The organism is Halomonas sp. A3H3, from assembly GCF_000982975.1.
Taxonomy (GTDB): Bacteria; Pseudomonadota; Gammaproteobacteria; order Pseudomonadales; family Halomonadaceae; genus Vreelandella; species Vreelandella titanicae.
On the sequence record NZ_HG423343.1, the window covers coordinates 5,322,040 to 5,336,019 of the forward strand.

At 52.2% G+C, this 13,980-nt stretch carries 7 protein-coding genes; all 7 read right to left on the reverse strand.

Annotated elements, in window-relative coordinates:
* Window positions 1-89 precede the first annotated feature (89 nt).
* The gene (locus HALA3H3_RS24145; protein ID WP_053857091.1) at window positions 90-1,121 is read right to left on the reverse strand and encodes a phosphotransferase; all 1,032 of its coding nucleotides are present in this window, start codon (window positions 1,119-1,121) and stop codon (window positions 90-92) included.
* A gap of 258 nt (window positions 1,122-1,379) precedes the next feature.
* Window positions 1,380-3,653 (reverse strand): glycosyltransferase family 2 protein, encoded by a 2,274-nt coding sequence (locus tag HALA3H3_RS24150; RefSeq protein ID WP_022524106.1) that lies wholly within the window; start codon window positions 3,651-3,653, stop codon window positions 1,380-1,382.
* A 227-nt stretch (window positions 3,654-3,880) separates the two neighbouring features.
* Entirely contained in the window at window positions 3,881-5,131 is a 1,251-nt protein-coding gene (locus HALA3H3_RS24155; protein WP_238326109.1) for an alginate O-acetyltransferase AlgX-related protein, read from the reverse strand.
* A gap of 349 nt (window positions 5,132-5,480) precedes the next feature.
* Entirely contained in the window at window positions 5,481-8,564 is a 3,084-nt protein-coding gene (locus HALA3H3_RS24160; RefSeq protein ID WP_022524108.1) for a glycosyltransferase, read from the reverse strand.
* 74 nt (window positions 8,565-8,638) lie between these two features.
* Window positions 8,639-10,825, reverse strand: a complete 2,187-nt coding sequence (locus HALA3H3_RS24165) for a coiled-coil domain-containing protein (RefSeq protein WP_022524109.1) — start codon at window positions 10,823-10,825, stop codon at window positions 8,639-8,641.
* A 43-nt stretch (window positions 10,826-10,868) separates the two neighbouring features.
* Window positions 10,869-12,482: a glycosyltransferase family A protein gene (locus HALA3H3_RS24170; protein WP_238326110.1), complete on the reverse strand. Its 1,614-nt coding sequence runs from the start codon at window positions 12,480-12,482 to the stop codon at window positions 10,869-10,871.
* Window positions 12,483-12,577: 95 nt separating this feature from the next.
* Complete coding sequence (gene glmM / locus HALA3H3_RS24175; protein ID WP_022524111.1) at window positions 12,578-13,915, reverse strand: phosphoglucosamine mutase; 1,338 nt, start codon at window positions 13,913-13,915, stop codon at window positions 12,578-12,580.
* Window positions 13,916-13,980 lie beyond the last annotated feature (65 nt).

Sequence of the window (13,980 nt, forward strand, 5' to 3'; positions counted from 1 at the left end):
GCGAGCGTTTCGAGGCACCCGCGGGAGGCGTCGGAACGACGCCCCGTGGCACACCACCGTCCCCGGCACCGCTGCACGCAGTGACGGAGTTATTTGCCTGTAACCGCGTACATTTTGAACTGTTTATATAACTTGTAAATATGGGCCCGCAACTGGGCAGCCTCTTCAGACCGCATGAAATGAGCGACGTCCAAACATTGGAACAGATAGGTGAACACCAAGGCACCCAACTGCTGGTCAGCTCTTTTTCCAGTCAAGTTTTCTACGGCTGTCCAGGGCAGTCCACGCAACAGAAGCGCCGCATCGAACCCTAACGGTAGATATCCCCATCGATCCCAGTCAATAAGCGCTACTTGCTGCTGCTGAGTATCAATAAGCACGTTATTACGATGCAGGTCACCATGCGATAAGACGCGTGGCAAGCGTGCAGTTACACGCATTAAAAAGACAAAAAATGTCAGTTCAACCTTGTTACCACCTTCACGCAAAGCCTGAGCACATACCGATGGAAGCAGCCTATGTAATAAGCTTTTAAAACGGCTGGTGCGGCGTTTTAAAGCGCTGCGCCCAGCTTCGCCAGCTTGTTGAAGAGTGTGAAGTTGAGCCATTACCATAGGCACCCACGCTTCCCACCCGTTGCCCACTTCTTCCAATGTTATGCCTGGCTGAAAAGCAAACATCTGTAGCATATGCTTTTCTTGCGGAAACGCAGCCAATAAAGGCGGCGCGGCTATACGATTAGGCGTGATCACTTTGTCATAAAGCTGCATCACGTTTGCATGAGCCTTGGGCTCTACATCAAAACGCGCCATGACAGGAGCCTGGTTAGCAACGTTAAGTACAGCGCCAGCCATTCGTCGTTCAGCAGACTGCCCAAACAGGGGTTTAAATCTATCAACCAACAATTGATCAGGAAGCGAAGCCACGGCTTTATACTCCGCGTGCTGATGGGAGATGGCAATAGGTAACCAATCGCTTTGCTTCGGATGCCTAAAGAGCCAAGGGCTATGCCGCAATGGCACGTCTTTCGGCGTTACCACGCGAACGACATCTCCATGCTTCAGCGCCAACGTTCCATGAAAACCCACGTTGCCACTCAACGAAAGCCCTGCCTTTTTCACATCCGCTCGTGGGCGGTTACAAGACAGCCGGCAACGTGTTCGGCCATTCACCACCACAGTCACGTATGGCGATAGGCTCCAGCCACTAATTGCATCCTCACTAACCCGGTCTATAAAACCTAGTACGCCCGGTTTTTTTATTACTTTCAACATAACCTATTACTTGAATATCCAGCGAAAATTGTTGATTGATGTATCAAAGTGTCTGATAAGTACCACTACACGGGTACTTTAAAATTTATATGGATATTCAAGCGTTTATCGCAACGAGAAATCCTCATGAACCAAGGTCAGATTAGGATTGTAGGCCGGGTCACTGTCCAGTAATTCGCCCCAGGTTTTGCGCATATAGGCATATTCGCTTAGCCAACGCGCACGCTTTTCAGGGGTGTCATCGGCACCGCGGGAAATGGATTCATGATGGTAAAGCTCAGCAAACGGTGTCCACAGATTACGGTAACCCGCCTCACGAACCTTAATGCATAAATCCACATCGTTGTAAGCGACAGCCAGATCTTTCTCGTTCAAACCATTAACAGCATCGAAGACCTCTTTACGCAGTAGCAGACAGGCTGCCGTCACGGCAGAAAGGTTCTGAGCCACTTTCAAGCGCCCCATATAACCATCTTCGTCACGCTGAAAGAAGCGATGGGCATGTCCCGCTAAGCCACCTAAACCAAGAATCACACCACCATGCTGGATGGTGTCATTGGGGTAGTAGAGCTTCGCGCCTACACAACCAATATCAGGGCGTGAAACCTGCTCTACCATCTCCGTCAGCCACTGCCCATCAATCGGCTCTACATCATTATTGATTAAACCAATAACACTTCCCCGAGCATGGTCGGCACCATAGTTATTGATGGATGAATAATTAAACGGAGCGTTCCAGGACAACACCTTTACTCGGGTGTCACGGGCTGCCACTTCGTCCAAATACGCCAGGGTCTCTTTGCAGCTGCTTTGGTTATCCAGAATAAGCAGTTCAAAGTGGCTATAGTCGGTACGGTCTAAAATAGCATCAACACAAGGGCGCAATATATCGACGCCATCGCGGGTAGGCACCAGCAAGCTCACCAAGGGTTCTGGCGTAGGCATCGGCCAACGAATGCGCTGCGTGCCGGGTAATAACCCTGGCGCTACTTGTGCAACCTGCCCACAGGCCTCTAAATGCTGCTCAACAGCCCCAACATAACTGGAAGGCGTTGTGGCAGCCCCCGGTGCACCGTGATAGGCAATATGGGGTACGTGGGCAAGCTGTTGCGACGAAAAATGATCGCGCCATGTTACGTCCAACGTTTGTACGTAATCCAGCCAATCAGGGTTATTGGCATTGTCACCACACATATCGGCTGAAAGGCGTGGAAAAAAGCGGTGCTGGTAACACACGGCCCGACCAATATACGGCATCGAAAGCAGCAAATCAGCATTCCACTCAGGCTTAAACTGCGGCGAGTGCCGAACACCCTCCTCGTCAAGGCTATCCTCATCGGCTATCAGCATCTGCGCTTGAGGATTATCTGCAGCAATACTGGCCATATGAAACAGTGCATTCGCCGCTAAACGATCGCCTGGGCGTAAAAACCATATCCAGGAATGTTTGCAATAGGAAAGGGCCTCTATCCGCAAGGCCGCAACACTGGTGGCATGACTTTCTACAACGCGAAGAACGGGCATCTCACGCTGCCATTCTTCTAACCATGCCTGCCAGCCATGAAATGCCGAAGAAGGTAACAAAAGTATGGCCTGCCGCGGCGACAAGGACTGCTCTGCCACACTGGCCAGGCTGCTTTTTAAGCTGTTTTGTAAAGCCTGTAACGCATCAGGCGTCGCCTCGCCAATAGGGCATACCAACAAAATACTGCAATCAAAAGAGTGCACATGGTGGCGCATGGCCACTTCATGGTCGCTAGGCGCACGCCTTCGTTCTATCTGACGAATCCACTGCTGGTAGTGGCGACGAGTGGAAAAACTAATAAATGTACTTTCGTAGTCCTCTAGGGCAATGGTTTGCCATTTGCGGCTCTGTTTACGCGCCTGCTGCTTCAAACTGAGCTCAATTTCTTTCAAAGAAAGATCACGGTAGTGTTCATGCATGTTGGATAACCGCTGCAGCAAACGGTTATAGGCAAACATTGGCGTTAGCCATACGAAGCGAAAATGTTCCAGGGAAAACGTGCCCGTGGCGTTCATGGGCGCAAACGTCACACGTTTCACACCCCATGGCACGTATACAAGCCGCTTCGTGATCTTACCCACACGCAGAGGTAGCTCTACCGTTAACGAGCGCCGTGCAGACTCAAACGTGAGGCTAGATACCACACTGGTCACGTCTCGCTCACAGGCAATTTCGACCATGTTCCAGCCAGGCAACGGTAACTGCCCTTCTAACGCAAAAAGCGGCTCCGCGCCCAGGGATTGCCATTCACCAGGGCGTGAAGCCGCCTTTAATTGCTGTAAAGGAACAAATTGCTGAGGGCTGCGGTGGTGAGGATACCAAGGCTTATCGCGTGACGTGTGGTTAGCATTCATTCAAAAGCGTCTTATCCGGCGGATATGGAGCGAGCATGTTACCAGCCCTTAGGCTGCGTCACACCAGCCTGTTATAAAACCCTGCTAGGCTCTGTCTGAAAAGTCGGCGAGCGAAGGCCAGACAAGGCAAAAATCGGCGAAAAGACGGAGTTTACATGGTGTAAATGAGTACTTTGAGCCGATTTTTAACGCCGTATGGTCGAGCGCAGCCAGTTTTCAGACAGAGCCTAGACTAGCCAGGGTGTTAAATTAAGTTTATGAATCAAGGCATCATCGCGTGCGACGGAGATCTTTCGCTTAGCCACTGAAGCCCACTCATCTTCAGATAGCCTGGCGCGTTTTTCATCGATTAACTTCAAAAGTGACTGATCCACCTCAGGTACTTGCACCATAAACCGTGCATTGGTTTGCATCACCAAATAAGCCGGATTAACCGCTTTCACCAGCTCAGGGTCGAGGCTTCCCGCGCTGTGTACAAACACCACTTGTTGAAACAGACGGCATAAGTAGTTAAGCATTGAATAGCTGGAAGACGAGCCAAAGAGTAAACACACACTAGGCATCAGTGCCTGGTCATTCACTAACACCGACAAACGCCCAAAGTTGGGCAAGCCATTATCATAATAGCGGCACTTCATATAGCTAAACGAGCGCAGCACCTCTATGTTGCAATGGCGTTCCGGCGTAAATTTATTGCCCAAGTCGCCGACAATTGTACGTTGCACGTACTCATCTTCGGCAAAAAGCGCGTTAACCGCATTGGGATCAAGGTCAAGCGCCGTTGCCAGCGCTTTTGCAGCCACCATCGCGCCTTGCTGGGACCAGTGGCTATCCGTGCGAATAAAGGCCTCATCACCCAACTGGGTCAAAAGCGCCTGGGGGTACACAATGCTGTGTGCTTCCGGCAACGCCATTAACTGTTGTATGGGGCCATTGCTACCTTCAGTAAACGGATGATAGCTAGGCCCCATGACACTCTCTTTAGACGGTGCCACCAACACCGCATGAGCGGCCTCGGCACTGTCAGCCAGTTGCTCAACGGCTTGAAAGTACTGTTGCCACTGCTCTACCCCTCCTTCCGTTAGGCGAAGCCGCCCCCGGTACTGATCAACACTCCCATTGGTATCATTATCCAAAAACAACCACCCCTGCTTACCCTCAAGCACTTTAAGGGAAGGAGGCAGTGCATCATCTAAATGAACATCAGACGGTATATCTACCTGGGAAAGGGGAAACTGCATATCTCCTAAGCGCAGAAACAGTGAGAACTGCTCCAAACGGTGAGGAACCGTAAAACGAAAGCCACACTGCACTTGAGGGTGGGACTCATCAGCGGTTCCAAAAAGCGCTTCAATGACATCAGGACGGCGTATCGACAGAGGGTGGCAAAGCTCAAAGGTTTTGCTCCAGCGAGCAATTATTTCAGCCTTGCCTACCCACTCGGCTAACGCTTCAGGCAGCACTACCCACCCCTGCACGACCCACCCCCCTGGGAGCAACCACGGGGGGCGTTGCGCATCAGGGAAATCAAGGTGCCAGCGGAGCCCTGAGGTATAGCGGTCTAAAGTGTCCCGCCCAACAAACCGTTTAACAAAGCGAGCGAAACGTATGGCTGGCATCTCCCACGGGGTTTTAAGGGCTCTGTTTTGAAGAGCTCTGTTTTGAAGAGCTCTGCTTTGAAGGACTATGCTTTCAATCATTCTCAGTGAAACCGTCCATAGCTGACTGTAAGAACGCTTGATCAGGCCCATAACGATGGGCCAAGTGGACACTCAGACAACCCCGTTACGGGAAAGTGCAGAAGTGTCATAAGCGACGCTCTTCCAGTCAGAGATCCCACACCGCTTTACGAAAGCCAAGGGTATGTCGCGTTGGTTCATCCCACTGATTTTTCCTGAACATTAGATCGAATTGACTATTGGAACGACCAGACAGCACCCGAGTAGACTTCTGCAGTTTATGCACGACACAAGCATCGCTGACATGGTAAATCCGCAGCCCTAACAGGTGTCTTACCACATCGCAGTAAATACGATCAGAACGGTAATGGCGGCCAAACTGCGCATCCAGAGGCCCAGCGCTACGATATGTTTCGCGGGGAATATAGACACAGAAGAACGGTGCAAAGCTGATCTCCAGCACTCTTCCGTCATGCAATAACGGCGGAGTCACAATATTACCGTGATGAGCCGAAAGATTGACATCACAGGGTTGATCGGCGTCGGCATAAGGCACGTGGGTGGTTAAAGTGGGCGTACCACCAGGTAAAATTTGCTGGGGAACGACCAGGCCGCACTCTGGCAATTGAGTCGCTGCCAGTTGCATAGCTTCCAACGCGCCTGGCTCAACCTGCGCATCATTATTAAGCAGCATCAAATCGTGGTCTGTTTTAGCCGCTGCCAATCCCAGGTTAACTGCGTGAGTAAAGCCATAGTTGCAGGAATTAAAAATTGCTTTCAGGCGCCCGGCAGCCTGAGCCTCTTCAAGGAACTTCTTCACCGGAGACGAAGAGTCATTATCGACAACGATCACCTCCAGCTTATCGCCCAGCGCCAACGCTTCCAGGCTAGTGAGGCAATCACGCAGATCCTCCAACGACTCATAGCTGGGGATAACCACCGACACCCCTCGCTGCAGTGCAGTAGAGGCAGTTGATTTAGCGGCAGACCACTGATGCCCAGTTGCCTCACGTACCTGGTCTAAATAGCCCACGTACTCCGTGTTAGCCGTCAACGTGTTAGCGGCACGGCCATAATAATAGTGGGTTAATACGACTGGCACTGAACAAAGCCGTACCCGCTGGCTATAGCGGCGGATCAAATCCCAGTCCACAAACCTCGGCAGCGTCTCGTCAAAGCCCCCACACTGTTGATAGGCCTCGCGAGTGTGACAAAACGCATTGAGGTCTACATAGTTCCTATTGAACAACAATGCGCGATTCAAAGGACCAAACAGCACGCCTGAAGGCTCTGTGGCATTGCCGGTGTAGCGATATAAGCCTGAATAAAACGCCTGAGCTGTGGGTTCGCGGCTAAAAGCCCCCACCATGGCAGCCAAATAGCGTGGATCCCAAACGTTATCAGAGTCCAGGTAAGCGATATAAGCCCCCTGCGCTACCTCCAGCCCTTGGTTGCGCGCATGGGAGACACCTCGGTTTTTTTTCAGAGCAATCAGTTGAATACGTTCGTTTTTGGCGGCCTGCCGCTCACACCACTCACGGGTGCCATCGGTACTGCCGTCATCTACCAACAGCAATTCCCAGTTGGCATACACTTGGCTACTCACCGACTCGACCGCTGCCTCAATGGTATCCAAACGGTTAAAGCAAGGCATAATGACAGTAACTAGCGGCGCCTTTGCGAGTGCTTGCGCATCACGAGTCAGCCCATCCGCCACGTTCTCCATGGCGGCCAAGCATCGCTTATCAGCCTCGCGAAACGGGCGCGACAGATAAGGATCAACCAGACCATGGGCAAGATAACCCGCAAAATCGCTAAAGGAACGCTGAAACTCCCAGACAGCATCGCCACTGGCCACCACATGACCACTCAGGGTATCGATTAACTCAAGGTGATGGTTTTGGCCGTCTACCAACTCAACCGGCGGATATGTCTCAAAGGCATGGCGCCCTTCATGAACACCGTTATCACGTAGGTCATTGCGAAACTGGTTAGCGATCACTTCAATCTCATGGTGACCATCAATACGGATCAACGCCGAACGCGGCGCGCTGGAACCACTGTCCGCCAGCCAGCCACAAATCGCGAGATCACCGTTGAGGTTAAGATCGCCATTCAACCCCTGTTTTCTGGCCGCTTTCACACCACTAGTACCAAGCACCTGCAATTCTTGAAGGTCACTGTTATCGATCAGCAGCTCTGATGGCATGGTGCTTTCCAGCCCGGTCTCCATCTGATAAGGCGAAAGCTCGCCATTAGACCCATGGGGTAACAGCAACACCCGCTCTGACTGGGGGCGCACGACACCACCCACCAAGCGTTCCAACGCATGGGACAACTCACCATCCTGCTCGCCGGTTTCTGGCTCAAACATTAATGGCGCCACTTCGGCGGCCAAAGCAGATAGCGCTTGGGGGCGGCACCAAAACATACTGCCAGCAAAAAAGCCCCAGTCGCTTTCCAGCGATACATTGACCCGTGGTGCAAGCTTTTCCAACCAAGGGCCATTGCCAAAGCGCATTGACAGTTGGCTCATAAACAGCCGCTGAGGGCCTGCTAACTGCAAGCGGGGGTCGCTGCGTAGCTTATGCAGCAACGCCTGCACGCCGCCGCCACTCGGCAATACACTGCTCAAAAGCGTATCCCGCCACTGTTTAGCCACCGGCGTTACACCCTGCTTGGTGTGCAGCTTCAAGCACAGCGTATACTGTTGCAGATGAGGTATTAGCGAAAAAAACGGCGCAATATCCCGCCCCCGATTAGGGCAGTACACCACTTTTGCACCAGGGTAGCGTTTCTTCAGCGCCACAATTTCCCGCGTATTCGGCGCATGGGACGTGGTAATAAACAGATCGAAGGGCTCCTTCAGCAAGGCAAGCCTGTCACCTAGCAGTGCCACCAATTCAAGATGGTAAGCATGCAAAACGACCGCCAGCTGTGGAACAGCAGGGGAATCCCCTTCCCCCACTACTGCCCGCCGCCCTTCACTGCGGCCATGACGAAGGTAATGCAGCAACGGGCTCAGCCCCGATGTGGCAACATCGGGATAGCGTCGGGAATACTCTTCAGGATCAAAACCAGGCCCCGGGCAGCGGCCCAGTGCCCAGCCATAATTTAAAAAATGCTCCAGCGGAGAAAGCTGACTATGCTGAGCATCTAGATAACGGTTTACATACCACGACGCATTAAATAATTCTGCATCCAATAACAACTTACGATTAGCATCGCTCATTACAGTTCCTTTGTACTAGGCTTTAGTACCACGCTTTAGTGCTACGTTTTAGTACTTAGCTTTAGTACTTAGCTTTAGTACTTTGCTTTAGTACTACGCTGCTCTTTCTCACCAAATTTAAGGTAGTGCACAAGCGGGTTGATTCCGCTTTCTACCACGTCGGGGTTGTGCTGAAGATAGTACGCTGAGTCAAACCCCGGGCCTGGGTTACGCCCTTCGAAACCGCCCATCAACAGATAGTGGCGGGCAGGACTCGCCGACATTTTGCTATCACGAGCAATATCAGGGTATTGCGCTAAATACCACTTAGCGTCGAACCACTGACTCGCTTCGATTAACGCGACCTGCCGCTTGATCGCTCGCTTTGTCAGCGGTGGGGCTTTAGCAACGCTTTTGGGGGTGGTTAACTCCGCTTGAGTAGACGTATCAGTACTAGGTGCTGCTGCTCGCAGAGCTTCTAGCTGATCCACTAGATTGGCTAACTCATGAGATTGACGCTCTATTTCGCGACGCTGCTGGGCCTGCGTTTCGCGGTTGGCTTTAGCGTCCACTTCAAGTTTCTGGTTAGCAGATTTTGTATCATCAAGTTCGCGTTTCAACTGCCCGCGTTGCGATTCGTTCTTCTCTAGCAGTTCGGTTAGCACAGCTAGCTCGCGGAAACGCTCATCCACAGCGCTAAGCGCTTCTTTTTCGCGCTCAGTAGCCGCTTTCAATTGAGCAGAAAGCGTGGCGTATTCTTTCTTTTGTTGTGCCAGCTGTTGTTCAACATCTGAACAGTTCTTTTCAGACTCCTGAAGCTTACGGGTCAGTTGGCCCAGTTCATTAAAGCGCGCCTGAAGCGAGGTCTCGGTTTTTTGCAGCTTGTTAGTTAACCCAGTGTTCTCCTCATGGGCACTACGCAAGCTCTTTTCATTAGCTTCGAGCAGGCTGGTTAGTTTTGCCAGTTCGCTAAAGCGAGTTTCCAGCATCTGCTTCGTTTCTGTCACTTCGGTAGTAAGAGCCTGCTTTTTGTTTTCTAGGTCTTGATTCTGCTTATGTGCTTCAGAAAGGGAGTGTTCGGTTTTCTCAAGTTTACTAATTAACTCGGCATTCTCTTCACGAGCGGTCCGCAAATCTTTCTCATTTGCCTCTAACTGTTGCTGAGCTTGATTGAGCGACTGTTCACTGGTTTTTAACGCCTGGGCATAATCACGTGACTCAGCCGCATAGCGCTCGCTTTGTTCACGGGCCTCAACTGCTTGGCGATCACCCTGTTCGCGCTGGCGCATCAGCTCCTTTTTCAGCTCGTCGTTAAATTCTTCAAGCGAACTCACCCGCTCGGCCAAACGGCCACGTTCCTGGGCAAACCTTGATTCCTGCTGCTCAAGGCGCGCTTTCAGCTTATCGCGCTCTTCACCCATCTGCTGTAAATGCTCTGCCTGCTCATTTACCCGCTGTTCGGCAGCCGCCAGGTTGCTCGCCTGTTCGTTAACTCGGGTTTCCAGGGCCTGTGAAAGTGCCTGCTGGTGGCGTACAGTCACTTTATCCTGGCAACTGCGCCCCAAGCGGGCAAAAACATCCTGCACCACCTGCGTAGAGGCCGCCGACTCCAGCGCGCCTAAAAGGTTTTTAAGCAGCGGGGGCAGATTATTACCTACTGCAATAACCCCCAACCCACCAGCATGGTGAAACACAAAGTGCGGGTAGCGGGCTTTAAGGGTTTCAAAAGCACGGAACACAAGGCAGCCTGGCTCGCGGCGGGAAACTCCTGGCACTACCACGACACCCTGAGTTGAAAGCTTGGATAACCAGCGATCCAGCAGATAATCCACGCTGTTGTCATCGGCTTCTACATGTAGCAATAACAGGTCGACTGAGCCCTCATCGAACTGGTCAATCGCCCGTGTGGGAGTCGCCTCTAGCCACTGGCTGATTGTTGAGAAGTGGTCGTCGGCATAAGCCCGAATAGCCTCGGCATCCTGCTTGCATTCTGCATCTTCCTCATGCACTCCCACCATAAAGCAACGCGTACCCAGCCGAAGCCGTGAGGCCGCTTGGCAAACCGCAAAGTGCGCGACGCTCTCTACCCCCAGGCCCACTGCCTGCTGTGGCCGCAACGCCTCTACCAACCAAAACAGAAACGGTAGATGTTCCAGCCAGGGAGACGCCTCACGGTAATCAGGCTGCCAGAACATGGACCCCTGGGCTAACGTATTGATAGAAGGCTTGATAGCAAGGTCTTGTGTAGCGTTGGCCGCTACCGAATGCTGTTGCTGGCTCACAATGAATTCCTAACACGTAATAAATGGGCAATAGGATACCAGCTCAACCGGGCAAGTTGGCAGCCGGTGCTGGAAAGGGACGAACAACGGGGTTGGCCGGCAGGTACAAATCGCTTGGCTGTTTGGCACTCTCATGCCATTGAGCCGCGGCACTGTGGTAATCACAGCGAGCCCCCTTAAATAGTGTAACCAAATGGGTGGGGCCAGAGTGGCTGAGCGAAGATGGCAAATTACGGCCAAAGGCCAGGGGAACGCCTTGCTGAACCTCGCCAAAGGCTTTGGAACCAAAAGCAGCGACAAGGCGACGAAAATATTCTGTATCACCTGATACTTTCACCACGTCCCAAAACCCTAATGTTTCGAAAACTTCTCGCCGAAACATAAACGATGATGTATTACGATGAATCCAGCCACCCAACGCTTCTACACGCCAATGATTAAAAAACATTTCCGACGTGCAGCGAACAAAGCTACTAAAACACGCTTGCCATTCTGGGTGGCTTTCCAAACCGGCAACCTGCAATTCAATTTTTTGAGGGTGCGACCAATCATCACTATCGTGAACAGTGATATAAGCCCCTTTCGACGCCTCAAGAGCACGGTTACGCGCCGCGTAAGCCCCCTGATTGGTGGGCTGTGTAAGCACTCGAAAGCGGCAATCCTGCTGGCTAAACGCCTGGGCCACAGCTAAAGAGTTATCGGTAGACGCATCGTCCACTACGATAACCTCTATATTGGCATATGACTGCTCAGCAAGGCTGCGCAGTGCCGTTGCTAGGTAAGCCCCTGCATTAAATAACGGCATAACGATGCTGACCAGCTCACCGCTCTCTCGCGCTGAAGAACGAGCCTCTAGTGTGTTTTCATGCGTTAAGTTATCGAGCGTTAAGGGCTGACTAGCATCTTTAAGGGCTACCGGGTATAGATTGGCACGGTTAAACAACGCGTTAATATGCCGTAAACGAAACTGCTCCGTTAACGCGTGTGCCTGTGAAGACGTTGGAGGCGTGGCTGAATCCCCGGATTGACTAGCGGCCTGCATTGCCAACAAATTAGCAAGCGCCAAGGAGGTATCAGGGTAGTCGGGGAAAGCGGCCAATAACTGTTGGATACACTGCCAGGCTTTCACCAACTGACCGCTATTAATTAGAGCTTCTGCCTCTAGTAGCCAAGAAGCGCCTGTAGCGGGCTGAAAATCCGGCAGTTGATGACGACCAGACAACACTTCAGCGCAGCGCCGCCACTCGCCTTGCCAGGCATACCAGCGCCCCAGCGCCCATGCGGCATAGCTGGCCTCCCAAGAATCCTCGTGGGTCAGCAAATCCTCCAGACACGCCAGTTGCAATTCCACATCCTCTTGCTGCCAAAGCCCCTCCTCAGCCTCTTGAGCACGTAGCTTAATCGGGCTACGCCCCTCTTTTTCTCCATTACGCGTGAAGTGCAGTAATGGACTAACACCCGCCTTAGCGACGTCCTGATGACGCTTAAGGTAATACTCGGCATCAAAATGAGGCCCAGCTTTTCGCCCCCAGGCCTCCCCCAGCAGCAGGTAGTGCTGCGCGGGCGACATACCGGAAACAGCCACATCGGGGTATTGCATCATATACCAGTCAGCATCAAACCAAGGGCTTTGCTCGATGTCTGCGATATCTGACAAATGCCTCTCTGTCTTATGCTCAGGGGGCAAGCTAAGCGTTGAAGATGATGTCAAAAGTCATTACCTCGTGTAACAGGTGAACTTACCGTGTTCGCCTAAGAAAACGCATCAGCAATTTGCTGGGCACTGCTTTGCGCCTGATTAGCATCTACAGCCTCGACCATCACACGAATCAATGGTTCGGTACCAGATTTGCGCAGCAGCACGCGGCCCGTTTGGCCAAGCTGCCGTTCGACCAGTGCGACAGCTTGCAGTACCGCTGGGGTATCAAGAGGATCATGCCCTGCTTGGGCGGTATAACGCACATTAATTAAGGTTTGCGGGAGTTTGTGCATACCCTGTTTGGCGTCATACAGCGTTGCCCGTTGCTCTAACAAACTAGCCAGCACGCGCAGTGAGGCAATAATAGCATCGCCAGTGGATGCATGATCCAGGCTTAGCAAGTGACCAGAGCCTTCCCCACCTAACCGCCAGCCCATGGCGTTTAACTGTTCCAGCACATAGCGGTCGCCTACTTTGGCGCGCTTAAAAGGAATATTCAATCCATTAAGCGCCTGCTCAAGCCCCAAATTACTCATTTGGGTACCCACTACACCGCCGGTGTAGCCCGCGCGCTTCGCATCCTTCGCAAGCAGGTATAAAAGCTCATCGCCGTCTACCACGGCCCCCGTATGATCCACCATCATCAGGCGGTCGGCATCGCCATCCAAAGCGATACCTATATCCGCCTGATGGGCGAGCACTGCATCGCACAGGCTCTGCATAGAGGTAGCACCGCAGTTTTCGTTAATGTTGAGACCATTGGGCTTGTCGTGAATACTAATTAACTCGGCGCCTAACTCGCGAAAAACCGCCGGGCCCACTCGGTAACCCGCGCCATTGGCACTATCCACAACAATTTTCAGGCCATTCAAACTCAAGTGCCCCGGTAGGTTAGCCTTGCAGTATTCGGTATAACGGCCAGCGGCATCATCAATACGGCGCGCCTTACCTAGTTTCTCGGAGCTAACGCAGGTCATGCCGCCGTCAATGGCTACTTGTAACCAGCGCTCTATTTCCTGCTCTTGGATATCATTAAGCTTCTGACCGCCCTGCCCGAAAATCTTAATACCATTATCATCAAAAGGATTATGCGACGCGCTAATCACTACCCCCGCATCCGCACGGAAGGTAGAAGTTAAATAGGCAACGCCGGGGGTCGGCAACGGCCCCACCAGGGCAACATTAACACCCGCCGCGGAGAAGCCCGCCTCTAACGCGGATTCCAACATATACCCACTGGCACGGGTATCTTTACCAATTAACACTTCCCTAACACCTTCAGCACCCAACACCTGCCCTGCGGCCCAACCCAACTTCATAGCAAAATCAGGCGTCATGGGAAACTCCCCCACGCGACCGCGCACACCGTCAGTACCGAAATATTTACGCATTGTTTAGTAACCTTAAAAGTGAATCGTGAATCGTGAATCGTGAATCGTGAATCGTGAATCGTGAA